Raw genomic sequence first — 25,479 nt, 5'->3', positions numbered from 1 at the left:
TATCAAAGCCGCTCCTCAACGCCTCCCGGAGAGCAACGTCATGGCCGATTTGAAAGCTGAATTTGAACAAGCGGCAGAGGACATCAAGAAGCTCGCCGAACGGCCGGACAATGACACCCTGTTGAAGCTGTACGCCTTGTTCAAGCAGGGCGCAGAGGGCGACGTCAGTGGTCCCAAGCCAGGCTTCTTCGATTTCGTCGGCACCGCCAAGTACGAGGCCTGGGCCAAGCTCAAGGGCACCAGCCAGGACGACGCGAAGAAGAAGTATGTCGCCCTGGTCAAGAAGCTCACTGGCTGAGCGGACGACCTCGGCTCCCGTGGCACGCAAGACGCGCGATCGCATTCTTGAACTTAGCCTGGCGCTCTTCAATGAGCGCGGGGAGCCCAATGTCACCACCAATCATATAGCCGACGAGCTGGAAATCAGCCCAGGCAATCTCTATTACCACTTTCGCAACAAAGACGACATCATCGAGCAACTGTTCGCTCAGTATGAAGAGCGCATGGATCAGGCCATCCTGATTCCTGAGGGACGACTGCCCAATCTGGAGGACATCTGGCTGCAGCTGCACATGATCTACGAGTGCATCTGGGATTTCCGGTTCCTCTATCGTGATCTGCTCGACATCCTCAGCCGCTCGCGCAAGATCCGCATGCATTTCAGCCGTCTGCTCAAACGCGCGACCGACAGTGCCACCGAAGTGTTGCGCGGTCTGGTTGCGGCCGAGGTGATGCGCGCCAGCGCCGACGAGGTGCAGGCCTTGGCCACCAATATCCTGGTGCTGGCCACGTTCTGGCTGAACTACTCCGGCGTACGCGGCGAGAAGGACGAACAAGAGGCAATTCGTTCGGGCATCCGTCAGGTCATGATGATGCTCGCCCCGTTCCTGCGCGATGCCGAACGCGTGCATCTGCACACCCTCTGTCAGGCCTACGCGCGCTGAGCGTGGGCTAGCCTCGTTGGCACCGCAGCAAAGTAAAACGCCGCGCAATGCGCGGCGTTTCTTGTTTCGTAGTGGCTGAGCCTTAGTCGCCCATCAACTTCTGTCGGTGCTCCCAGCGCTCCTGCGCATCCAGGCACAGGGTGGCGATCGGTCGGGCCTCGAGGCGTTCGATGCCAATCTCTTCGCCGGTCTCCTCGCAGAAACCATAGGAGCCGTCGTCAATGCGCTTCAGCGCCTTGTCGATCTTGGCGATCAGCTTGCGGTAGCGATCGCGGGTGCGCAGTTCCAGGGAATTCTCCGTTTCCCGGGTGGCGCGCTCGGCTTCATCGCCCACATCGCGCACTTCCTCGCGCAGATTGTCGATGGTCTGCTTGGACTCCTCCACCAGCTCATTGCGCCAATTGAGCAATTTCTGGCGGAAGTATTCCAAATGCATCGGCCCCATATAGTCGGAATCGCCCGAGCTGGGGCGATAACCATCAGGGAGCTCGACGCGCACGGGGGCGGCTACTTGTGGCACTTCATTCACGCTACTCGGCTTACTGGGCTTTACAGCCTTCGCTTTGACGCCGGAATCACCGGCGCGCGCGACGCTGCGCGCATTAGAGCTTACAACGGGCATTGCTTTCCTTGCATTTGCGTCGGTGTCCTTGGCAGACACGGTTTTGGAAGTGGCGCTCACCGCTTTCGCTGTGCTCGCCTTTGAAGTCTTTGCAGTTTGCTTGCTTGCGCTCGGCTTGGCCGTGGTCGCCTTGGCATTTTCGCGAGTCGAACCGGCCGCCTTCTTGGCCGCCGGCTTCTTGCTTGCCGCGACTTTGGCGCTGGTCTTGCTCGTCGCCTTGGTCGCTGTTTTCGCCGGCGCCGTCTTGGCAGCCGGTTTCACCAGCTTTGCCAGAGCGTTGGCAATCTTCTTTACCGGTCCCTTGTCCGCGGTCGAACTGCTGGACTTGCTGGATTTCGCGCTCTTGCTGGTTTTTGCGACGGCCTTGGTCGCCTTGGGTTTCGTCGCCGGCTTCTTGGCTACGGTCTTCTTTGACGCTGTCTTCGATTTTGCTGCCACGTTCGGATCCCTGAGCTTGATTGTTGAGGCCAAGCGGCCGCGTGTTATAGCCTACCCGCGCATCGGCGGCAACCGTTGTCGCCCCGCTCCCCGAGCCCACGCCTTGACTTCACCCCTCCTGTTCATCCTTCGCTGGTACAAGCGATTCATCAGCCCGATGCTGGGCCCACGCTGTCGGTTCCATCCGAGCTGCTCGGAGTATGCAGCAGAAGCGATCAGCAAGCACGGCCACGTTCGCGGCAGCTGGCTGGCAGCCAAACGGCTGGCCCGCTGTCACCCCCTGAGCGAGGGTGGCTACGACCCGGTGCCGGAACGCAAGCCGTGAGCCGATTCTCGATCGGAATGCGCGCTTCCAGCCGCTGGGTACTGGCCGGGCTGGCGGCACTTTCTGCTAGCCAGGCGCAAGCAACGGAACTTCCGCGAACCGTCCAGCAAGGCAGTCTGGTGCGCCTGTGCTGCTACCTCGGTGCCAGCGCCAGCCTGCAGGGCAAGCCGCTGGCGGTGAGCGCCAACGGACATATCGTGTTTGGTGTTGGCCGCGACGAGGTCGGGCCACTGACCCTGGTGGTCAGCATTCCCGGTCAGGCAACCTTGCGCCAATCTGTGCTGGTCGAAGCGCGAGCCTGGCCCACCGAACGGGTCGATGGAGTGCCGCCGAAGACGGTCAATCCGCCACCGGAGATCGCTCAGCGCATTGCCGAAGAGCAGGCCCGCGTGACCCGTGCGCGACAGCGCAATGATGCGCGAGAAGACTTCATCGCTACGTTTCGATGGCCGGTTCGAGGACGAGTCAGCGGGCACTTCGGCAGTCAGCGGATCTACAACGGCCAGGCCGGCTCCGCACACAGTGGTTTGGATATCGCCGCTGGCAGCGGCACGCCGATCCACGCCCCTGCCGCCGGGGTGGTGGGCTTTGCCGACCCCGACCTCTATCTCACCGGCGGTACGGTCCTGCTCGACCACGGGCAGGGCGTGAGTTCGGTGTTCCTGCATTTGTCCAAGATCGAGGTCAAAACCGGGCAACGCATTGAGCAGGGCCAGGTGATCGGCGCGGTCGGGGCTACCGGTCGTGCCAGCGGCCCACACCTGCACTGGGGCCTCAACTGGTTCACCACCCGCCTCGATCCAGCCAGTGTGCTGCCAAGCGACTGAACCAAGAGTTCAAGCCATGAACTATCGCCATAGTTTCCACGCGGGCAATCATGCCGATGTGCTGAAGCACGTCGTGATGCTGGATTTGCAGCGTCAGCTACAACAGAAGCCCAGCCCGGCGTTCTTCCTCGACACCCATGGCGGTCGCGGCGCCTACCTATTGAGTGGCAGTGAAGCGCAGACAACGCGCGAGTACGAAAGCGGCGTCGGCAGACTGCGAAGCCTCAGCGACAGCGCGTGCCGCAGCATGCCGGACGCCGTGCAGGATTATCTTGCCGCGCTCAACAGTTTCAGCACGCACCCCGATCACTACCCAGGATCGCCGTGCCTGCTGACCCAGCGTCTGCGCCCCAATGATCGTCTGGCAGTCTGCGAGTTGCACCCGGAGGAGGCCAACGCACTCAAGCAGAATCTGCGTGGTCAGGCCGGAATCGCGGTGCACCAGCGATCTGCCTACGAAGCGCTGCCTGCCCTGGTTCCGCCCGCTGAGCGCCGCGGTCTGGTTCTGCTTGACCCACCCTACGAGCAGCAACGCGACGAGTTCGACCTGATCGAATCGGCCCTGCAAAAAGCACTTCAGCGCTGGCCCCAGGGCATCTACGCATTGTGGTATCCGATCAAGCAGTCATCCAGCTTGCTGCCGATCATGCGCCGCCTGGCCGCCCTGCCGGCCAAAAGCGTGCTGGACCTCCGCCTGTTGATCCGTCCCGATGACTCCCCGCTGCGACTCAATGGCAGCGGCATGCTGATCATCAACCCACCCTGGCAATTCGCCGAGCGCATGGCCCCAACGCTGGCCTGGCTGGCCGATCAACTGGGTGAATCTGGCGCCAGTGCCGGCTGCGTATGGCAGAAGGAGGAGTCGACATGAACGCATTGCGTACGCCCAACCTGAGCTCAGCGACACCGCTTCGATGGCCGCTACTAGCGCTGGCATCCCTGCTGTTGGCCGCTTGTGTCGCCAGCGTTCCGATTCGAGACGCACCCACGCTGTCCCCGGCACCCTATCTGGCCGGCGAACAGGCACAGCGCTTTCGCGGCACCGATGTGTTATGGGGCGGAACGATTGTCGACTATCGCAGTTTTGAGCACTACACCGAACTGGAGATTGTGGCGTTTCCACTCGATCATCGGCAGCGCCCCCTGCTTGACGCGCCAGAACAGGGCCGCTTTATCGCCCTGCGCGCCGGCGAGCTTCCGCCCAGCGACTTCACGCCCGGACGATTCATCACCCTGCGCGGCGAGATCACCGGCGAACGAGAATCCAAGCTTCGTGGCGAACCCTTGCCGATGGCCGAGGTCGATGCGCGCGAATTGATCCTATGGTCGCGCGACTATCGTTTTGATCGCCCCAGCTTCAGTGTCGGGGTGGGCATTCGAGTTCGCTGACACAGCGGGGTCATCATCACGTCATCCGCGATTCAGCAGCCAGAACGCTGGACAACGGTTTAGAGTCCGCACTCACGGCCCCCGTGTCAGCGTACGCCTGTGGATATTGAACGTGCCAGGAGTTGGATGTCACCGCAGTTGCCGCGCGGCCCGATCAAGCGACGTGGCCTCCGCGGAGCGTGGCGTGAATCATTGCTGCTCGCCGATGGCCGCGAACTGATCCTGCGCCCGATCGTGGGCGAGGACGCGGCCTCGTTGCGTGCCGGGTTTGCCTTGCTTGAGCCCGAAGAGGTGCGTCTGCGATTTCTGCACCCGATGCGCGAACTGCCTGAGCCCATGGCGCAACGACTTGCTCACCCGCTGCCCAGGCGTGAATTCGCTCTGGTGGTGGCCGAACCGCTGCCGCCGGGTCAGGCCTGGATTGGCGCGGTGGCTCGCGCATCGATTGATCCTGACGGTGAGCAAGCTGAGTTTGCCATTCTGGTCTGGCATTGCCTGACCCGGCTGGGGTTGGGCAAGTTGCTGATGAAGCGATTGATTCGCTGGGCAAAGTTGAAGCGATTGCGCTGTTTGTACGGCGATGTGCTGGAAGAAAACCGCGCAATGCTGCGGCTAGCCGAACAGCTGGGCTTTCGTCGTGAGCATCGCGATCAGGAGCGTGGCATGACCCGCGTTGTGCTAGACCTGCGAGCCAGCGCAGTCGGCAAGTCTCGAGCCCAGCACGGCTGATCGCGGCTTCGCCGCTGGGGTACACTTCGCGCCCTCCCGCTCTTCAGCCCGCCCAGCTCATGCTCAATCTGCCCGCCCCGCGCAAAGGACAGCTCCGCAGCGATTGGCGCCAACCGCCAAACGGTTCTGCCCTGGCCTTGGCCCTGAGCGAATTTGTGCGCGCCGAAACGCAGCTGGTGGTGGCAGTCACCCGCGACAGCCATTCGGCGCAGGCCTTGGAGCAGGAGCTGCGGGTCTTCCTCAACAATCGGCCAATTCTGCATTTTCCGGACTGGGAAACCCTGCCCTACGATCTCTTCAGCCCGCACCCGGAAATCGTTTCACAGCGCATCTCGACCTTGTATCAACTGCCCAGCGCGAATGCGGGTGTCTTGGTGCTGCCGGTCAGCACCCTGATGCAGCGCCTGCCGCCGCGCCGCTTCATCTCAGCCAATGCACTGCTGATACAGAACGGGCAACGCCTGAATCTCGATGATGAGAAACGCCGGCTGGAAGCATCCGGCTATCGTCATGTGCCGCAAGTGCTCGATCCCGGTGACTTCGCTGTGCGGGGCTCGCTGCTGGACATCTTTCCGATGGGCAGCCCCGAGCCCTACCGCATCGAGTTGCTCGACGACGAGATCGATTCGATCCGCACGTTTGACCCCGAGTCACAACGTTCCTTGCACAAGGTTGAATCGGTTCGCCTGCTGCCGGCGCGCGAGTTTCCGGTCGATGAGCAGGCCACCAGTCAAGTACGCGAACGCCTCCGCGCCGACTTCGACATCGACCCCCGCCGCTGTCCGATGTATCAGGATCTCAAGTCAGGTACCACGCCGGCCGGCATCGAGAACTACCTGCCCTTGTTCTTTGAACACACCGAAACGCTGTTCGACTACCTCGACGCCAGTGCCCGGTTGGTCATCGGCGATGGCGTGCTGGAGTCGGCCGAGCATTTCTGGGCACAGACCGGTGCGCGCCACGAACAGCGCCGGCACGATCGTGAGCGTCCGGTCCTTGCCCCCGAAGCGCTGTTTCTGCCGCCTGATCTGCTGCGTCAGCAGCTCAATCAGCGCAGCCGGGTGGAACTTCTGGCCGAGGGGCATCCACGTGCCCAGGAAGCGGCTGCTACCGGCCTGGTGGCGGCGCCACAGTTGCCCTTGCAAGCCCGACTGGATGACCCGGCGCGCGAACTGCGTGGCTTCCTGAATCACTATCCCGGCCGGGTCGTGATTGCAGCGGATTCACCCGGACGTCGCGAAGCCCTGATCGAGATGCTGGCTCAACACCAGCTGCGACCCACCACCTGCGAGCATTTCGCTGAGGTCTGGCAGCACCCGCAACGTTTTCTGATCACCGTCGCTGGCCTGGATGACGGCTTCGCCCTCGACGCACCCGCGATCTGTGTGCTAAGTGAGCGCCAGTTGTTTCCTGAACGCGCCGGCCAGGCACGTCGCCGACGCCGCGCGGTGCGGGAACCCGAAGCGATTCTGCGCGACCTCTCGGAATTGGCGGTCGGCTCGCCGATCGTGCATGAAGACCACGGAGTCGGCCGCTACCAGGGCTTGACCAAGCTCGACACCGGTGGCGAATCAGCCGAATTCCTGTGCATTGAATACGCCAAGGGCGACAAGCTCTACGTGCCGGTCAGCCAGTTGCACTTGGTCAGCCGTTATTCTGGCGCATCGCCAGAGATGGCACCGCTGCACTCGCTGGGCGGAGACCAGTGGGAAAAGGCACGCAGGAAAGCCGCCGAGAAGGTACGCGATGTCGCCGCCGAATTGCTGGAAATTCAGGCCAAGCGCCAGGCTCGCGCCGGTCTTAGCATCGAGCTCGATCGACCACTGTACGAACAGTTTGCCGCCCAATTCCCGTTCGAGGAAACCCCCGATCAGTTCAATGCCATCGAGGCCGTGCTGGGCGACCTTCAATCAAGCCAACCGATGGACCGGGTCGTCTGTGGCGACGTCGGGTTCGGCAAGACCGAGGTCGCCGTGCGCGCTGCCTTTGCCGCCGCCCACGGCGGGCGTCAGGTGGCGGTACTGGTACCCACTACCCTGCTGGCCGAGCAGCACTACCGCAATTTCCGTGATCGCTTTGCCGACTGGCCCATTCGAGTCGAGGTGCTATCGCGCTTCAAATCGCCAAAGGAAGTCAAAGCGGCGCTGCAACAGCTGACCGAAGGCAGCATCGACGTAATTGTCGGCACCCATCGACTGCTTCAAGCTGATGTTAAGTTCAAGAACCTCGGACTGGTGATCATCGATGAGGAGCAACGCTTTGGCGTACGGCAAAAGGAGGCACTGAAGGCACTGCGTGCCGAAGTGCATCTGCTAACCCTTACCGCTACGCCGATTCCGCGCACCTTGAACATGGCGATGGCCGGGTTGCGCGAGCTATCCATCATCGCTACCCCGCCGGCCCACCGCCTGGCAGTCAAGACCTTTGTCACCGAGTGGGACAATGCGCTGATGCGTGAGGCCTTTGAACGCGAGCTGGCGCGCGGCGGTCAGATTTACTTTCTGCACAATGAAGTGAGCAGCATCGAGCGGATGGCGCGCGAGCTCGGCGAGTTGGTCCCCGAAGCGCGCATCCGTATCGCTCATGGCCAGATGCCGGAGCGCGAGCTGGAGCAAGTCATGCTCGACTTCCATCGGCAGCGCTTCAACGTGTTGGTCTGCTCGACCATCATCGAGTCCGGCATCGACATCCCCAGCGCCAATACCATCATCGTCAATCGTGCCGACCGCTTTGGTTTGTCCCAGCTGCATCAGCTGCGCGGCCGCGTCGGCCGCTCGCATCATCGCGCCTATGCCTACATGGTGGTACCGGACAAACGCAGCTTGACCGCGGATGCCGAGAAGCGACTCGAAGCCTTGGCTTCACTGGAAGAACTCGGCGCCGGCTTCACCCTGGCGACCCATGACCTCGAAATTCGCGGTGCTGGCGAACTGCTCGGCGAAGAGCAGAGCGGGCAGATTGCCGAGGTCGGATTCAGCCTGTACACCGAACTGCTGGAGCGCGCGGTGCGCTCGATCAAACAGGGGCGCATTCCGGATTTCGATGATCCGATGGCGCACGGCAGCCAAGTCGAGCTGCATATACCGGCCTTGATCCCCGACGACTATTTGCCCGATGTGCACACGCGACTCACGCTATACAAGCGCGTCGCCTCAGCACGCGATGCCGAGCAATTGCGTGAGCTACAAGTCGAAATGATTGACCGCTTCGGTCTGCTGCCCGATCAGGTCAAGCATCTGTTCGCGGTGACACAGCTCAAGCTTGACGCATCGCAGCGTGGTATTCGCAAGCTTGAGCTCGGCGAACACGGCGGCCGCATCCAGTTCATCGCCAAGCCGCCTATCGATCCCATGGCGATCATTCAGATGATTCAGAAGCAACCGCGCATCTTCAGCCTGGACGGGCCAGAGAAGTTGCGCATGCGCTTGCCCCTGCCCGATGCCGGCTCACGACTGCGTACGGCGCGCGACCTGTTGCAGGAACTGCGGCCGGCTGCCTGAACGGCGTTCTTGCCACCCTGAACGGCCGCAAAATTCTGTACAAATCAATGCCTTGACACGTTCATTTTTTGCCTCTGGCGAAGCTCCGATACGAAAGCGTATAGTCGGTGCAAGTGCACAAATTCACTTCGCGCGGTAGGCAATGTCATCAGTTGATTCCTGGTTGCTGGACGACCCCACGGAAGCGCCGACCGGCGCCCATTCGCCGGGCTGGAAAGTGTTGGTTGTCGATGACGAAGAAGAGGTGCACAGCGTCACTCAAATGGTGCTTCAGCACTTCGAGTTTGAGCGTCGTCCGCTGCACTTGATGCATGCCTATTCCGGGAATGAGGCAGTCGAGCTGATCGCCAGTAATGAAGACATCGCCCTGATCCTGCTTGATGTGGTGATGGAAAATGACGCGGCCGGTTTGCAGGCGGTAAAGCGCATCCGCGATGAGCTGGGCAATCGGCGCGTTCGCATCGTGCTGCGCACCGGCCAGCCCGGTCAGGCCCCGGAACACGAAGTCATCGCCAACTACGACATCAACGATTACAAGGACAAGACCGAACTCACCGCGCAAAAGCTGAAGACCCTGCTCTACGCAGCGCTGCGCTCCTATCGCGATCTGGTCACCATCGAAAGCAATCAGCGTGGGCTCGAGAAGGTCATCGAAGCCACGGCATCGGTCTACGAACAGCGCGAACTGCAGCGCTTCGCATCAGCGGTCCTGATGCAAATGACCCACCTGCTGCAACTGCGCGACGACGCGGTCTATCTGAAGGCGGTGCCGGCTTTGATCGCCAGTACGCATGAAGAACATCGCCTGATCATCGAGGCCGGCAGTGGCGACTACCAGGCCTATATTGCCCACGAAGCCGAGAATGTGCTGCCTCCTGAGGTAGTCGCCGATCTCCGCGAAGCCATTCGTCAACGAAATTCAGTGTTCAAGCCCGATCACTACGTGCTGCACTATGCCAGCAGTTCGGGCGTGCAGAGCGTCATGTATGTCGGCCTGGACGAGCCACTCGACATTTTCCAGCAGGAGCTGTTGGAATTGTTCTGCGCCAACGTTTCGGTAGCGTTCGAGAATCTGCACCTCAATCGTGATCTCGAAGAGTCACAGAAAGAGATGGTCTACCTGCTCGGTGAAGCGGTCGAATGTCGCTCCAACGAAACCGGCAGCCATGTGCGCCGGGTGGCCGACATGTCGTACTTTCTGGCCATCCAGGCGCGACTCGATCCGGCCGCAGCCGAACTGATTCGCATCGCCTCGCCGATGCACGATGTCGGCAAGGTCGGCATTCCCGACGCCATCCTGAACAAGCCCGGTCGTTTGACCGAGGCCGAGTTTGAGGTAATGAAGACCCATGCCACCATGGGCTACGAGATGCTAAGCCGATCCAACCGACGGGTATTCCAGGTCGCTGCGCGCCTGGCCCGTGATCACCACGAACACTGGGACGGCCAAGGCTATCCGCGCGGGCTGAGTGGCGCGGACATCAGCATCGAAGGACGTATCACCGCCATCGCGGACGTGCTCGATGCTCTGCTCAGCGTTCGCTGCTACAAACCAGCCTGGCCGAAAGACGAAGTGCTTAAGTATTTCCGCGACGAGCGCGGCCGAAAGTTCGACCCCGATCTCACTGACATCGTGCTCAATCAGTTCGATACCTTGCTGGAAATCCGCAACCGCCATCTCGATTAGCCGAGCTTCGCGCCAGCCCAACAAGCGGTTGCGTTCAACTTTCCTGGCGCCAAGGCACGTGTCCGGTCGCCACATGCTGGCGGGCTGACTCGACATTGGCGTGCGAATCGTCGAAAAAGATATCGGCGCCAAAGGCCTCGAGGAACGGCCCCTTCTCCCGTCCGCCCAGAAACAATGCCTCGTCCAGACGCACGCCCCAGCTGCGCAAGGTGAGTATCACCCGCTTGTGCGCCGGTGCCGATCGCGCGGTGACCAGGGCAGTTCGAATCGGAGCTGATGGACCTGCAGGATAAGCCGCCTGAATCCGGTGCAGGGCCGATAGCACACCGCGGAACGGTCCGGCGGGCAAAGGTTCGGCGGCCTTCTCGCTCTCGTTGCGAGCGAACGCCTCCAGTCCCTGGTTCTGAGAGATCCGCTCACTCTGATCACCGAAGATCACCGCATCGCCGTCGAAGGCAATGCGCAACTGATCAGGATGAGCGTTACTGCGCTTGGACGGCAGCAAGGTGGCGGCTGCCACACCGGCATTCAACGCCGCTGCCACGTCCTCAGAATGCGCCGACAGGAACAGCGATGCCCCGAACGGCCTGATATAGGGAAACGGGGCCGCACCATTGGTAAACGCCGCACGCACGATTCCCAGCTTGTGGTGCTCGATCGAGTTGAAGATGCGAAGGCCCGTGTCCGAGGAGTTGCGCGACAGCAGAATCACTTCGATGCTTGGCAGGCCCGGCTTGGCCTCGGCATTGAGGGCCAGCAGTTTCTTCACCAGTGGGAAGGCGATACCCGGCGCGAGCACGCTGTCTTCGTTGTCGCGCTGAAACGCGGCATACACCTCCAGCCCCTCGCGCTCGAACAGTTCATGTGAGGCCTCGAGATCAAACAAGGCGCGCGAACTGATTGCAACGACCAGGGAATTGCTGTCGTGGGATGGACGGAGATTGGGGATGGCTTCGTTCATGGGCGGTCCTGAGTTTCGCTCCGACAAACCTCAAACGTCCTCCTGAATCGATTCTGCAGAGATTGCTAGTATCTACATGTTAAGGGTGGAGCGTAGGCTTCGCCCGACCCTCACCCCCACCCCCTACCCAGGAACCTCGCTATGCGAGGCCCCTGGGCAGGCAAAGATCGGCTCCCTAACCCCACCCCGGCCCTCCCCGAACATCGGGGAGGGAGTTCCGGGGCACCAGCCGGCGCGCGAAAATCAGTGCGCATCGATCTCTCCCACAGGGCGAAGGGAGCAGAGCGCGACGCCGCGCACTTGCGGATCCCGAATCACCGCTCTAACTGGCAAACTGCTCGCTGATGATGCGTTCCTCGAGATTGTGCTCCGGATCGTATAGCAGGGTGACGGTGCGGTCGGCTGATTCTCGTATGGTCACTTCAACCACATCGCGCACTTCGGTGCTGTCTGCGGTGGCACTGACCGGGCGCTTGTAGTGATCGAGGATCTCGAAGCGCACTTCGGTGTCGGCCAGCAGAATCGCGCCACGCCAACGACGCGGCCGAAATGGACTGATCGGCGTCAGGGCCAGGGTGGCGCTGTTCATCGGCAGGATCGGACCATGCGCCGATAGGTTATAGGCGGTGCTGCCGGCCGGTGTCGATACCAGCACGCCATCACAGACCAGCTCATCGAGGCGGATTCTGCCGTTAAGAAAGACCCGAATCTTGGCCACCTGTTTGGTCTGCCGCAGCAGGCTGACCTCATTGAAGCCCAGCGCATGCACGGTGGTGCCGGCATCCGACACCGCCAGCATTTCCAGCGGCTTGAGAATGGCTGGCTGAGCCCGATGGATCCGTTCCAATAGATCATCCGGCCGATGATGATTCATCAGGAAACCCAGCGTGCCGGATTTCATTCCGTACACCGGTTTGTCCAGACTCATGTAGCGGTGCAGGGTTTGCAGCATGAACCCGTCACCGCCCAGGGCGACGATCACGTCGCACTCTTCCGGTGTAGCGTTGCCGTAGCGCGAGGCATAGCTTTGCCGGGTGGCCTGCGCCTCATCGGTTCGACTCGCCAGAAAGGCCAGCCTCGGTGGTGTCGCCATGGTATCCCCCAGGTTGCCACTCGAATCTGCTGCGCCGCAATGGCACACGGTTCAGGCTGCGCTCCCCGGCCATGCCGGGGAGCCCATGCCCCTATCGTGTCGTGGCAGTTGCCAATTGCGCAAGTCGCCGCACCGCGACCTGCACGGTGGGATAGTCGATGCTGCGCTGATTACGAATCTCGGCAAACATTTGCAGGGTGAAACGCAGCGCTTGATCGTCGCGTGCCAGCCAGGTCGAAGTCAGATCGCTCGATTTGTCGCCGGCTTCCGCCAGCAGCTGGGCCACCAGGGCCCCGTGCTGGGCTTGTAGCTCATCACGGAGTACACCGCGGGCCAGGGCCTGCCAACGACCGTCGACCGGCAACTCCTCGATTCGCCCCAGCAGCCAGCGCACATGCAGCGCCTGACCGAGATCACTGTGCACCCGCGCCACTTCAAGCACGGTGTGCGAGTTCTCCAGCGCCACTTCGATCATGTGCAGGGCCTGGCCCAGGAATGGCAGCAGGCTGAGCCGATCAGCCAGATTGTGCGGAAAGCCCACACTCTCCCAGTGTGCCTTGTCGCGGGCGAACTGCTCGGCATCTTCGCCGCCCAGATGTCGACCCAGCATTGCTCGCATTTCGATCATGCCGGGCAGATAGCGCGCCACTTCCGCGGCGATATCACCACGCTGTCCTGGCTTCTGCAGCAGCCAGCGGGTCATATTGCGCAGCACCGCCCAGATCATGCTCAGCGCCTCGAGCTGAGCGCCCTCGGCCACCTTGCCATCCAGCGCGTCGATTTCGGCCCAGGCCGAACGCGCATCCAGCACCTCACGAGCGATGGTATAGGCCTTGGCGATCTCCGCCGGGTTTTCGCCGGTGTCTTCCTGCATACGCAGCATGAAGGTAGCGCCCATGCGATTGACCAGCGAGTTGGTCACCGCGGTGGCGATAATCTCGCGCCGCAGGCGGTGAGTTTCCATCTCCTGGTTGAACGGCTCACGCAGCGGCTCGGGGAAATACCGCGCCAACTCTTTCGACAGGTAAGGATCCTCCGGCACCTCGCTATCCAGCAATTGCTGGAACAGCACGATCTTGTCGTAAGACAACAGAATCGACAGTTCCGGCCGGGTCAGCCCCAGACCGCGGGCCTTGCGTTCGCTGAACTCGGCATCCGAGGGCAAGTATTCAAGCTGGCGATCAAGCAGGCCTTGCGACTCCAGAATGCGGATGAAGTGCTGGAACGAGCCGATGCGCGAGGCACTCATCGTTTCCATCAGACTGATCGCCTGGTTCTGACGATAGTTGTCGAACAACACCAGCTGTTCCACCTCATCGGTCATCTTGGCCAACAGCACGTTTCGCTGTTCCACGGTCAGCTGACCAGCAGTGACAGCCCCATTGAGCAGGATCTTGATGTTGACCTCGTGGTCCGAGGTGTCGACACCCGCCGAGTTGTCGATGAAGTCGGTGTTCAGTAGCACACCAGCCTGGGCCGCCTCGATGCGGCCGCGCTGGGTCAGGCCGAGGTTACCGCCCTCGCCCACCACCTTGCAGCGCAATTCCGCGCCGTTGACCCGAATTGCGTTGTTGGCGCGATCGCCGACGTCGGCATGGGTTTCCGAGGCGGCCTTCACGTACGTGCCGATGCCGCCGTTCCAGAGCAGATCCACTTGCGACTTGAGAATCGCCGTCATCAGCTCGTTTGGTGTCATTTGACTGATGACAGGATCGATGCCCAGCGCACGTTTGGCTTCGGCCGACAAGGGAATGGTCTTGGCGCTACGCGGCCAGACGCCACCACCTTGGCTGATCAGCGACTTGTCGTAATCCTCCCAGGACGAACGCGGCAGCTTGAACATGCGCTCGCGTTCGACAAATGAACTGGCCGATTCCGGGTTGGGGTCGATGAAGATGTGCCGGTGATCGAAGGCGGCGATCAAGCGGATGTGCTTCGACAGCAGCATGCCGTTGCCGAACACGTCGCCGGACATGTCGCCGATACCGACGCAGGTGAAATCCTCGCCTTGCGAATCGCGACCCATGGCACGGAAGTGACGCTTGACTGACTCCCAGGCACCCTTGGCGGTAATGCCCATGCCCTTGTGGTCATAACCGACCGATCCACCGGAGGCAAAGGCATCACCCAGCCAGAAGCCGTGCTCGGCCGAAATCGAGTTGGCGATATCAGAGAACGTGGCCGTGCCTTTGTCGGCCGCCACCACCAGGTAGGGGTCGTCGGCGTCGTGACGCACCACATTCAGCGGCGGCACCACATTGCCATCGACCAGATTGTCGGTGATGTCCAGCAGGCCGTTGATGAACATGCGATAGCAGGCAATGCCCTCAGCCAGGATCATGTCGCGATCGCCGCCCACCGGCGGGCGCTTGACAAAGAAGCCGCCCTTGGCGCCGACCGGCACGATCACCGTGTTCTTCACCATCTGCGCCTTGACCAGCCCAAGCACCTCGGTGCGGAAGTCTTCACGACGATCCGACCAACGCAGGCCACCACGCGCCACCGGCCCGAAGCGCAGATGCACGCCTTCGACGCGCGGCCCATAGACAAAGATTTCCCGATACGGTCGCGGCTTCGGCAAGTCCGGCACTTTCGCCGGATCAAACTTGAACGCCATGTATTCGGCGTGCTTCTTGCCGTCGGGCAGCTGATAGAAGCTGGTACGCAAGGTCGCCTTGATCACCGCCATGAAACTACGCAGGATGCGGTCGTCATCCAGGCTGGACACACCATCCATCAACGCATGCAGTGCATCTTCGGCCGCCTGCATCTGCGCATCGCGATCACTGCGCCGCGCGGCGACCAGATCCTCCACCACCGTGGTGGTGCTCGGATAGCTCTGCGCCAGGGTGGTGAGCTGCGCGGCGAAACGCGCCTGCCCGGCCTTGATTTCCTGCTCGCTCTCTTCACCGGTGTTGGGGTGAAACTTGGCTTCGAACAATTCAACCAAGAGGCGCGCCATCACCGGGTGACGGCATAGGGTTTCTTCCATGTACGGCTGCGAGAACGGCACGCCGGTCTGCAGCAGATACTTGCAATAGCCGCGCAGCATGGCGACCTGACGCCATTCCAGATTGGCCAGCAGGATCAGTCGGTTGAACCCGTCGTTCTCGGCATTGCCGCGCCAGATCTGTTCGAAGGCACTCTCGAACGGACCACGCAGGGCGTCGACATCCACCGCGCCAAAACCGACCTGTTCCTGCGCAGTGGTGATCTCGAAATCCTGAATGTAGATCGCCTCGTCGGCGACCTCCACTTCGAACGGATGCTCGGAGAGCACTCGCAGACCCATGTTCTCCATGATCGGCAAGGCTTCCGACAGCACCAGGGGCGTGCCGTAGCGGAACAGCTTGAAGCGCAGACGTTGATGCTCGATAGCCGACGTGCGATAGAGCTTGAGCTTGAGATCCAGGGGGCCATGCAGATCGGCGATCTGCTCCAGGTCGTGCGCCGCCACGTCGGGCGCAGTCAGCTCGACATAGCCGGCCGGCAGGCAGCGGCCGTAGCGGGAAAGCAAGCGCATGCCACGCTGCTCACCGTGCTGCGCAACCAGCACGTCACGAAGTTCGTCGAACCAGTTGCGTACGATCTGGGCCAACTGCGCTTCCAGCGCCGCCAGATCGAAGTTGACCTCGGAACCCGCATGCGGGCGAATCAGCAAGTGCAGCTGCGCCAGCGTCGATTCGCCGACCTGGATGGTGGTGTCCAGACGCTCGCCGTGCAGAGCTTCCTTCAGCATGCTTTCGATGCGCCGGCGTACGTCGGTGTTGAAGCGGTCGCGCGGGATGTACACCAGGCAGGAGAAAAACCGGCCATAGCGGTCACGACGCAGGAACAGGCGGGTACGCGAACGCTCTTGCAGGCCCAGGATGCCCTTGGCGGTGGCGTACAGCTCGTCATCGGTGGACTGAAACAGTTCATCGCGCGGCAGGGTTTCCAGAATGTGCCGCAATGCCTTGCCGGAGTGGCTGTTGTGCGGCAGTTCTGAACGCTGCATCACGTAATCGAAACGACGTCGCACCAGGGGAATGTCCCAAGGGCGGCGGTTGTAGGCACTGGATGTGTACAAGCCAATGAAGCGCTGTTCGGCCACCGGCTTGCCGGACTCGTCGAAGTGCAATACGCCGATGTAGTCCATATAGCCCGGGCGGTGCACGCTGGATCGGGCATTGGTCTTGGTCAGGATCAAAGCCTCCGCCGCTCCGCTTTGCGGCAGGCTGTTGGCCGCCAATCCTTTCACCGAACGGGTGCTGCCTGCGCGGTTCGCCGACCCCAGCAGCCCCATGCCCGAGCCGTCGACCGGCTTCAAGACTTCCTCATCGCCTTCGGACACCACCGTGTACTCGCGGTAGCCAAGGAAGGTGAAATGATCGTCCGACACCCAGCGCAGAAACTCCTGCGCCTCGGCGCGACCGGCATCGCTGATCGGCAGCGGGCGCTGCATCAGCGACTCGGCACATTCGACCATCTTTTGCCGCATCTTGGCCCAATCGGCAACGCAGGAGCGAACATCGCCGAGGGCAGCGAGAATCGACGCTTCCAGCCGCCGCATGTCTTCGGTCTCGGCCTGCCGGTCAATCTCGATGTGCATAAAGGATTCGGCGGCCCCGCTGTCCTGGAAGCCCAGCAGATGACCGGCCGGATCACGCGACACATGCATCACCGGATGGATCATGGCGTGCACCAATGACTCGTGCTGGGTAATCGCCATGCCCACCGAGTCGACCAGGAAGGGCATGTCATCGTTGATGATCTGGATCACCGTATGCGAGCTCTCCCAGCCGTGCTCATCCAGGCTGGGATTGAAAATCCGCACCTTCGGCGCCTCGGCCTTGCGATCGCGGCAGTACTCAAAAAACCCGGCCAGCAGGGCGGCCCACTCATCTGGCGCTCGGGTGGCGAAGTCGACATCGCTGGTGCGGCGACAGAACGCGCTGGCAAACGCCAGGGCGTCTTTTTGTCGCGGGGCGGGCAGACGCTGCTTCAATGCAGCAAGGACGGCTTCGAAACTGGGTTCAACAAGACTGCTGACGGCATTCATGGCGACTTTTTGGGCCGATGGATTTAAAGCGCGAAGTCTATCGCTGGCGCGAAAAATCGGCCAGAAAAAACTCGCGCTCCCGCGCTTTTCTCCGCTTGGCGTTCAGTCTTGCAGGAGATTTGGCCTGCCAACCAAGTTAAGCGTTCAGGCGGTCAAGCCGTCGCCATGCCCGCCACGCAGATCAATCGAACGTTTGAACGGTGACCCATTCTGCGCCAGGAAAGGCCGAGCGCATGCGGGCACGGCACACCACGCTGGCACGCAGTGAAGCCCGCTGCATCCAGCGCGACGCTGCGCTCGTCGCAGCGAATATCGACGCGCATCGACCACGCTGAGGCGTGGCCGATACCGTGGTCTGTCAGCGCAAGCCGGTTTCGTTGCGCGCAATGACCAAGCGCTGGATTTCACTGGTGCCCTCATAGATCTCGGTGATCTTGGCATCGCGAAAGTAGCGCTCCAGCGGCATTTCCTTCGAGTAGCCCATGCCGCCGTGGATCTGCACCGCCTGATGGCTGATCCACATCGCCGCTTCCGAAGCGGTGAGTTTGGCTACCGCCGCCTCGGTGCTGAAGCGACCGCCGTTCTTCTCCGTCTCGCCCTTGGCCCAGGCGGCACGCAGGGTGAGCAGCAGCGAAGCATCCAGCTTGCACTTCATGTCGGCGATCTTGGCTTGGGTCATCTGGAAGCTGCCAATCGGCGCACCGAACGCCTTGCGTTCCTTGACGTAGTCCAGGGTGGCCTCGTAGGCCGCCATTGAGATACCGATCGCCTGCGAAGCGATACCGATGCGGCCGGCATCCAGTACGCCCATGGCGATCTTGAAGCCCTCGCCTTCCTGCCCCAGCACGTCTTCCGCCTCGACCCTGTAGTCGGTGAATTCGATTTCGCAGGTGGCCGAGGCGCGAATACCCAGTTTTGGTTCAGTCTTCCCGCGATGAAAGCCGGGCTTGCTGGTATCGATCATGAAGGCAGTGATGCCACGCGCGCCCTTGCTGGCATCGGTCATGGCGAACAGCACGATGTATCGGGCAACCGGACCGGAGGTGATCCAGCTCTTCTTGCCATTGATGATGAAACTGCCGTCATCCTGCTTGACCGCCTTGCAGCGCATCGCCGTAGCATCGGAACCGGACTGCGGCTCGGTGAGCGCGAAGGCGCCAATCTCCTTGCCCTCGGCAATCGCCCGCACGTACTTCTGTTTCTGCGCTTCGCTACCGAACTTCAGAATGCCGTTGCAGAACAGCGAGTTGTTCACCGACATGATGGTCGAATGCGCGGCGTCGGCCTTGGCTACCTCGACCATGGCCAGCACATAGCTGATCGGATCCATGCCGGCACCGCCGTATTCGGCCGGCACCTCGATGCCCATCAGGCCGTTCTCACCCAGGATGCGGATGTTCTCAAGCGGAAACTCGCCGGTTTGATCGTGATGTTCAGCGCTTGGAGCAATCTTCTCGGCCGCAATGCGACGCGCCACGTCCTGGATCATCAATTGTTCTTCGGTGTACTGAAAATGCACGGCTTTGCTCGCTCTGATACGGGGCGGCGCACCCTGGCGCCACCGGAAAGGAACTCGCGGGATGGACAGAGGGCCGACGGCAGCAGCCGCTTCGTACCGCTCCCGAGAGCGTCTCGATCCAGGCCCTCCACCCGGTCGAGGTGAATGGTAACGGTTTTGCTCCGCACGCGGCGCGCCACTGCGCTTGAGCCGAAGCCAGGACCTGTTAATATCTCCCAATCGCGATAGAAGGATAAAGCCACTTGGATTTGACCGCCTGGTCGAGTTGCCTGCGAGTACTCGCCGACCCCACCCGCGTGCGCCTGTTGGCCCTGCTGGACCGCGAAGAGCTGACGGTGGCCGAGCTTTCCGAAATCACCCAATTGGCACAGCCAAGGGTATCCACCCATCTGGCGAAGCTGCGTGAAGCGGCCCTGGTGCGCGATCGGCGCTCGGGCGTTTCTGCCTACTACCGCTTCATTGCTGACGAACTGAGCGCTAGCCAGCAAGCCTTGTGGCGCTCGTTGTCGGACTGCGCCGACGACCCGCTGCTGCGACAGGACGCCGAGCGGCTGCCGGGCGTTCTGGCGGCGCGGGCCTCGGATGAAAACTGGGCCGACAGCGTGGCCGGCGACATGGAACGCCATTACTCCCCTGGACGCACCTGGGAAGCGCTGGCGCGAGCCGCCTTGCAGCTGCTGGAACCCGGTGATGTGCTGGATGTCGCCTCTGGCGACGGCGCCCTGGCCGAGCTGATGGCGCCGCAATCCAAGCGTTACCTCTGTGTCGATGCCAGTGCCAAGGTGGCGGGCGCGGCACGTGAGCGCCTGGCCCACCTGCCGAATGTCGAGATCCAGGTGCAGGACATGCATCGCCTCGACCTGCCCGATGCCAGCTTCGATCTGGTCTTGCTGATGAATGCCTTGACCTATGCCGACAAGCCGGCCATCGCGATGGCAGAAGCGGCCCGCGTGCTGCGCCCCGGAGGTCGATTGCTGGCCACCACCTTGGTCAAGCATGAGCACCGTCAGGCGGTCGCTCCCTACGGTCATGCCAATCTCGGCTTCACCGCCAAGGAGCTGCGCAAGCTGTGCGAGAAAGTGAACGTCGATGTTCTGCGCTGTGAACCGTTCGCCCGTGAACGCCGGCCACCACATTTCGAAGTGATCTCACTGATTGCCCGCAAACCGTAGGGTGCGAATTGAACACCCGATGTGCACTTGAACGAATTCAAGCGCGAATTGGAATCGTAGATCGCGGTGCGTCCAAGACGCATCCTATGAACACAAGGTTGATGTTATGTCGCAACTGCCCTGGCTGAATCCCGAACGCAGCGAAGCGCTGCTGCAAGCGCTGGAACGCAGGATTCTGATTCTCGACGGCGCCATGGGCACCATGCTGCAGCGCCATCGGCTCGACGAAGCCGGCTATCGCGGTCAACGCTTTGCCTGCGGCTGCGGCGGCGCGCACGGTGACCATGACGACCATGGGCACGAGCATGGCCGCGACCTGAAAGGCAACAACGATCTGCTGGTGTTGAGCCAGCCGGACATCGTCCAGGGCGTGCATCGCGAATACCTCGATGCCGGCGCTGACCTGATCGAAACCAATACCTTCAACGCCACTAGCATCAGCCAGGCCGATTACGGTACTGAACATCTGACCCGCGAGATCAATCTCGAAGCCGCACGTATCGTGCGCGAGGCCTGCGATGAAAAAACTCGCGAAACCCCGGAAAAGCCCCGCTTTTGCATCGGCGTACTGGGCCCGACCAATCGCACCGCCTCGATTTCGCCTGACGTCAACAATCCGGGCTACCGCAACGTTACTTTCGACCAGCTGCGCGAGGCCTATACCGAGGCCGCTGAGGGCCTGATCGATGGCGGTGCCGACGCCTTGATGGTGGAAACCATCTTCGACACCTTGAACGCCAAGGCCGCCCTGTTCGCCATCGATGAAGTATTCGAGGCCCGTGGCGGCCGGTTGCCGGTGATGATTTCCGGCACCATCACCGACAAGAGTGGCCGCACGCTGTCTGGCCAGACCGCCGAGGCTTTCTGGTATTCCCTGCGCCACAGCCGACCGCTGTCCATCGGGCTCAACTGCGCCTTGGGCGCCGACGATCTGCGTCCCTACGTCGACGCCCTGGCCGAGCAAGCCGAGTGCTATGTGAGCACGCATCCGAATGCCGGCCTGCCGAATGCCTTTGGCGAATACGACGAGACGCCTGAACAAATGGCTGCGGTGCTGGCTGACTTTGCTGCCGCCGGCCTGTTGAACATCGTTGGCGGCTGTTGCGGCACCACGCCGGAACACATCGCTGCGATCGCGAAAGCGGTGGCGCAACACACACCTCGACCGCGTGCCCAGCCCAAGCCCTACACCCGCTTGGCCGGGCTTGAGCCATTCGTAATCACACCGGAAACCAATTTCGTCAATGTCGGCGAGCGCACCAATGTCACCGGCTCGGCCAAGTTCCGCAAACTGATCAAGGAAGATCGCTTTGACGAGGCCTTGGATGTCGCGCGCCAACAGGTAGAAAGCGGCGCCCAGGTGATCGATGTCAATATGGACGAAGGCCTGCTCGACTCCGAACAGGCGATGGCGCGCTATCTCAACCTGATCGCTTCCGAGCCCGATATTGCGCGGGTACCGGTAATGATCGACTCCTCCAAGTGGACAGTGATCGAAGCCGGATTGCGCTGCCTGCAGGGCAAGGGCATCGTCAATTCGATCTCGTTGAAGGAAGGCGAAGCGCCGTTTATCGAGCAAGCCAAAAAGCTGCATCGCTATGGCGCTGCCGTGGTGGTGATGGCGTTTGATGAGCGGGGCCAGGCCGAGACCCGCCAACGCAAGCTGGAAATCTGCCAGCGTTCCTACCGCATTCTCACCGAGCAGATCGGCTTTCCGCCGGAAGACATCATCTTCGATCCGAATATCTTTGCCGTCGCCACCGGCATCGAAGAACACAATGTCTACGGCGTGGCCTTCATCGAAGCCACAGCCGATATCAAGCGCGTCATGCCGCTCAGCCATGTGTCGGGTGGCGTGAGCAATGTCAGCTTCGCCTTTCGTGGCAACAACCCGGTACGCGAGGCGATCCATGCCGTGTTCCTGTACCACGCCATCCGCAATGGCATGGACATGGGCATCGTCAATGCCGGCGCTCTGTCGCTGTATGACGATCTGCCCGAAGAGTTGCGCGAACGGGTCGAAGACGTGGTGCTGAATCGCCGCGCCGATGCCACCGAGCGGCTGCTGGAAGTCGCCGACAAGTACCGCGGCGACAACAAGGGCACCGAGGTCGATCAGTCGGCCAAGCTGGCCTGGCGCGAACTGCCAGTGGTCGAGCGGCTGCGCCATGCCCTGGTGCATGGCATCGACGAGTACATCGACGGCGATACCGAAGAAGCGCGTCAGCAGGTGGTGAAACCGCTGGAGGTGATCGAAGGCCCGCTGATGGCTGGCATGAATACGGTCGGCGATCTGTTCGGCGCCGGCAAGATGTTCCTGCCGCAGGTGGTGAAATCGGCACGGGTGATGAAGAAAGCAGTGGCCTATCTGCTGCCCTACATCGAAGAAGAAAAAGCCAGGTCCGGTGATACCCGTGGCAGCCAAGCCAAGATCGTGCTGGCTACGGTGAAGGGCGATGTGCATGACATCGGCAAGAATATCGTCGGCGTGGTGCTGCGTTGCAACAACTTCGAGGTGGTGGATCTCGGTGTCATGGTGGCGGCACAAACGATCATCGATGCCGCCAAGCTTGAGAATGCCGACATGATTGGCCTGTCTGGCCTGATCACCCCCTCGCTGGAGGAAATGTGCCATGTCGCCAAGGAAATGCAGCGCCAGGGCTTCGAGGTGCCGCTGCTGATTGGCGGTGCCACCACCTCGCGCGCCCACACTGCGCTGAAGATCTCGCCGAACTATCGGTCGCCCACGGTGTGGGTAAAAGACGCCTCGCGTGCAGTTGGCGTAGCGCAGAATCTGATCTCGGTCGAAGCCAAACAGGCCTTTGTTGCCGCCAATGAATCCGACTATGCTGATATCCGCGCCCGACACAAGGATCGCGGCCCGGCCAAACGGCTGATCCCGCTCAGCAAGGCACGCGCCCAGGCCCTTAACCTCGACTTCAGCCAGGTGAAAGCCCCACGCAAACCCGGCATCACCGTACTGCGCGATCTCCCATTGTCCGAGTTGGTGCCCTTTATCGACTGGACGCCGTTCTTCCAGACCTGGGAACTGGCCGGCCGCTACCCCGCCATCCTCGACGACGAAATCGTCGGCCCACAAGCCCGCGAGCTGTTCGACGATGCCCAAACCATGCTGCACAAGATCGTCGAGGAACAATGGCTCACCGCGCATGGCGTCTGCGGCATCTGGCCGGCGCATCGGGAAGGCGATGACATCGTCTTGAGCCGGGATTCGGGATTCGAGATTCGGGATTCGCAAGAGCTCGCACGCATCCACTGTCTGCGCCAGCAAGCCGACAAACCGGCCGAGCGCGGCAATCTGTGTCTGGCCGACTTCATCGCCCCGGCGCAAGCCGGCGTGCAGGACTGGGTCGGGGCGTTTGCGGTCACTGCCGGCCACGGCTGCGATGGGCGGGTGGCCAGGTTCGAGGCCCAGCACGATGACTACAGCGCCATCCTGTTGAAAGCGCTGGCCGACCGTCTGGCCGAGGCCTTCGCCGAGTACCTGCATGCCAAGCTGCGTCGTGACATCTGGGGCTATGCCAACGACGAGGCGCTGGACAACGAAGCCTTGATCGCAGAGAAATACCGCGGCATCCGCCCTGCCCCCGGCTATCCGGCCTGCCCTGAGCACAGTGAGAAAGCCACTCTGTTCCGCCTGCTCGATGCCGAGCAACACTGCGGCATGGCGCTCACCGAGAGTTTCGCCATGAACCCGCCGGCCTCGGTCTCCGGCCTGTACTTCGCCCATCCGGACAGCCGCTATTTCGTGGTTGGTCGGGTCGGCAAAGATCAGGTCGAGGACTACGCCAAACGCAAGGGCTGGAGCCTGGAAAAAGCCGAGCGCTGGCTGGCGCCGATTCTCGACTACGATCCCGAATAATGAACACCAACTCGAATCGCTGGTGGCAGGGTGTGCCGCTGGCGCAGCTCGCTGAGCGCAGCAGCGACAACTTTCTGCTGCTGCGTCATCTTGCCGCCCTGCTGGTCATCTTTGGCCACAGCTACGACCTCACCCTGCCGCACACGGATGCAGATCCGATTGCGCTTGTCTGGCCGGGCCACAAGGCAGGCAGTTTCGCTGTCTATCTGTTCTTTGCGATCAGCGGCTATCTGTTGACCTGGAGCCTGATTCGTCGACCCGCGCTCGGTCGCTATATCGTGCACCGGTCGGCGCGCATCTTTCCCGCCTACTGGTTATCCCTGCTGTTCTGTGTCGGCCTGATCGGCCCGCTCTTCACCCAATGGTCCCTGTCCGACTATCTCAGCAGCGCAGGCCTGCTCGAGTACATCGTCGACAACGCCATACCGATTGGCTTCACCTGGAACCTTCCCGGTGTGTTCCTGAGCAATCCCTATCCAGAAGTGGTCAATGGCAGTCTCTGGTCGCTGGGGCTGGAACTCCGTCTGTATGCCTATCTCGGCCTTCTACTGGCGATTGGTCTGGTTGCCAGGCGCATCGGATTCACCCTCGTCGCCTGCCTCTGGCTCGGCCATGCGCTGTGGCTGGACTGGCAGTGGGTAGCCGACAGCCACTACAGCCGCTTTCTGACCACGGTTTTCCTGATCGCCGGCTTGGCGGCACACTGGCGTCATCGATTGCGCATCGGTGTGATCGGAGTCATCGGAACGGTGCTGGCCTACTCCCTCTGCGTCGGCACCTGGCTGGCGGCCACCATGCTGGCCGTCTCAATCGTGTACGGCGTATTGTGGTTCTGTTACCAGCTGCCAACACTGCCGTTCCCGCGTCAGCTCGATCTTTCCTACGGCGTGTTCTTGTACGGCTTTCCGCTGCAGCAAGCGATCGCCGCAGTCTGGCCATCGCTGTCGCCGATCCTGATGTTCATCCTGGCATCCGTGGCCAGCGCCGCGCTGGCGTGGTTGAGTTGGCGATGGCTGGAACGGCCGGTGTTGGACTGGGTGCAACGACACGAACGCATACCGACTGCTGCATCGCCCGGCAATCTCCCTCTCGCTGCCGAGAACTCAGTGCTCAGCAACCCCAACCAAGGCTGAGCGGCGCCCGCAACCGATCAACTTAGCACTCGATTCCAGCAACAGTCCGTCACGGCGCGATGGCCCGCGGTTGACTGGCAACTGCGCCTGGGTCGGCGTATGTTGGGCAGGGTGAGACAGCCGCCGGCATGGCGAGGCGCCTCACCTTGCCGGTTCTGGCTGCCCGATTCCGCAGCGGCCACTGACCGCTGCGGCCCGGATTCTGGATCAGGGGGC

General features: G+C 61.7%; 16 protein-coding genes and 1 pseudogene. 12 read left to right on the top strand and 5 right to left on the bottom strand.

All coding sequences use genetic code 11. The annotated features are described in order from the left end of the window. Positions 1–40: 40 nt before the first annotated feature. Both IFO71_RS02340 and IFO71_RS02335 read left to right on the top strand, forming a co-directional pair. Positions 41–298, top strand: a complete 258-nt coding sequence (locus IFO71_RS02340) for an acyl-CoA-binding protein (RefSeq protein ID WP_192027916.1) — start codon at positions 41–43, stop codon at positions 296–298. A gap of 19 nt (positions 299–317) precedes the next feature. Then, positions 318–944 (top strand): TetR/AcrR family transcriptional regulator, encoded by a 627-nt coding sequence (locus IFO71_RS02335; protein WP_192027915.1) that lies wholly within the window; start codon positions 318–320, stop codon positions 942–944. 82 nt (positions 945–1,026) lie between these two features. On the opposite strand, the gene dksA is transcribed toward IFO71_RS02335, so the two are convergent. Beyond that, complete coding sequence (gene dksA, locus IFO71_RS02330) at positions 1,027–2,004, bottom strand: RNA polymerase-binding protein DksA (RefSeq protein ID WP_192027914.1); 978 nt, start codon at positions 2,002–2,004, stop codon at positions 1,027–1,029. Positions 2,005–2,161: 157 nt separating this feature from the next. Here dksA and yidD point away from each other — a divergent pair, with 157 nt between their 5' ends. From yidD to IFO71_RS02295, 7 genes are all read left to right on the top strand, one after another. Further along, entirely contained in the window at positions 2,162–2,329 is a 168-nt protein-coding gene (yidD, locus tag IFO71_RS02325; RefSeq protein ID WP_232371287.1) for a membrane protein insertion efficiency factor YidD, read from the top strand. A 17-nt stretch (positions 2,330–2,346) separates the two neighbouring features. After that, a complete protein-coding gene (locus tag IFO71_RS02320) occupies positions 2,347–3,156 on the top strand; it encodes a M23 family metallopeptidase (RefSeq protein WP_192027999.1) in 810 nt (269 codons plus the stop codon). 16 nt (positions 3,157–3,172) lie between these two features. Beyond that, a complete protein-coding gene (locus tag IFO71_RS02315) occupies positions 3,173–4,027 on the top strand; it encodes a 23S rRNA (adenine(2030)-N(6))-methyltransferase RlmJ (protein ID WP_192027912.1) in 855 nt (284 codons plus the stop codon). Continuing rightward, on the top strand, positions 4,024–4,545 hold the full coding sequence (locus IFO71_RS02310) for a Slp family lipoprotein (RefSeq protein ID WP_192027911.1): 522 nt from the start codon (positions 4,024–4,026) through the stop codon (positions 4,543–4,545). The genes IFO71_RS02315 and IFO71_RS02310 overlap by 4 nt, the downstream gene beginning before the upstream one ends. Positions 4,546–4,671: 126 nt before the next feature. Then, complete coding sequence (locus IFO71_RS02305) at positions 4,672–5,274, top strand: GNAT family N-acetyltransferase (protein ID WP_192027910.1); 603 nt, start codon at positions 4,672–4,674, stop codon at positions 5,272–5,274. A gap of 59 nt (positions 5,275–5,333) precedes the next feature. Further along, positions 5,334–8,774: a transcription-repair coupling factor gene (gene mfd / locus IFO71_RS02300; protein ID WP_192027909.1), complete on the top strand. Its 3,441-nt coding sequence runs from the start codon at positions 5,334–5,336 to the stop codon at positions 8,772–8,774. A 142-nt stretch (positions 8,775–8,916) separates the two neighbouring features. Beyond that, a complete protein-coding gene (locus IFO71_RS02295; RefSeq protein ID WP_192027908.1) occupies positions 8,917–10,461 on the top strand; it encodes a DUF3369 domain-containing protein in 1,545 nt (514 codons plus the stop codon). Between the two features lie 34 nt (positions 10,462–10,495). On the opposite strand, the gene IFO71_RS02290 is transcribed toward IFO71_RS02295, so the two are convergent. The 4 genes from IFO71_RS02290 to IFO71_RS02275 form a co-directional block, all read right to left on the bottom strand. Further along, entirely contained in the window at positions 10,496–11,422 is a 927-nt protein-coding gene (locus tag IFO71_RS02290; protein WP_192027907.1) for a 5'-nucleotidase, read from the bottom strand. Positions 11,423–11,744: 322 nt separating this feature from the next. Then, entirely contained in the window at positions 11,745–12,515 is a 771-nt protein-coding gene (locus tag IFO71_RS02285; RefSeq protein WP_192027906.1) for an NAD kinase, read from the bottom strand. A gap of 91 nt (positions 12,516–12,606) precedes the next feature. Further along, positions 12,607–17,556: an NAD-glutamate dehydrogenase domain-containing protein gene (locus IFO71_RS02280; RefSeq protein ID WP_192027905.1), complete on the bottom strand. Its 4,950-nt coding sequence runs from the start codon at positions 17,554–17,556 to the stop codon at positions 12,607–12,609. 358 nt (positions 17,557–17,914) lie between these two features. Beyond that, entirely contained in the window at positions 17,915–19,075 is a 1,161-nt protein-coding gene (locus IFO71_RS02275; protein ID WP_192027904.1) for an acyl-CoA dehydrogenase family protein, read from the bottom strand. A 242-nt stretch (positions 19,076–19,317) separates the two neighbouring features. Between IFO71_RS02275 and IFO71_RS02270 the strand changes: the two are divergent. The 3 genes and pseudogenes from IFO71_RS02270 to IFO71_RS02260 form a co-directional block, all read left to right on the top strand. Next, positions 19,318–20,244 (top strand): annotated as a pseudogene (locus IFO71_RS02270) (ArsR/SmtB family transcription factor); the annotation flags it as partial. 109 nt (positions 20,245–20,353) lie between these two features. Further along, the gene (gene metH, locus IFO71_RS02265) at positions 20,354–24,130 is read left to right on the top strand and encodes a methionine synthase (protein WP_192027902.1); all 3,777 of its coding nucleotides are present in this window, start codon (positions 20,354–20,356) and stop codon (positions 24,128–24,130) included. Then, a complete protein-coding gene (locus IFO71_RS02260) occupies positions 24,130–25,263 on the top strand; it encodes an acyltransferase family protein (protein WP_192027901.1) in 1,134 nt (377 codons plus the stop codon). Before metH ends, IFO71_RS02260 begins: the two co-directional genes overlap by 1 nt. The last annotated feature ends 216 nt before the right edge of the window (positions 25,264–25,479 follow it).

The organism is Pseudomarimonas arenosa, from assembly GCF_014841215.1.
In the GTDB taxonomy this organism is placed as follows: Bacteria; Pseudomonadota; Gammaproteobacteria; order Xanthomonadales; family Xanthomonadaceae; genus Pseudomarimonas; species Pseudomarimonas arenosa.
The sequence above is the reverse complement of the archived record's forward strand: the minus strand, read 5'-3'. Positions and strand labels throughout refer to the sequence as shown.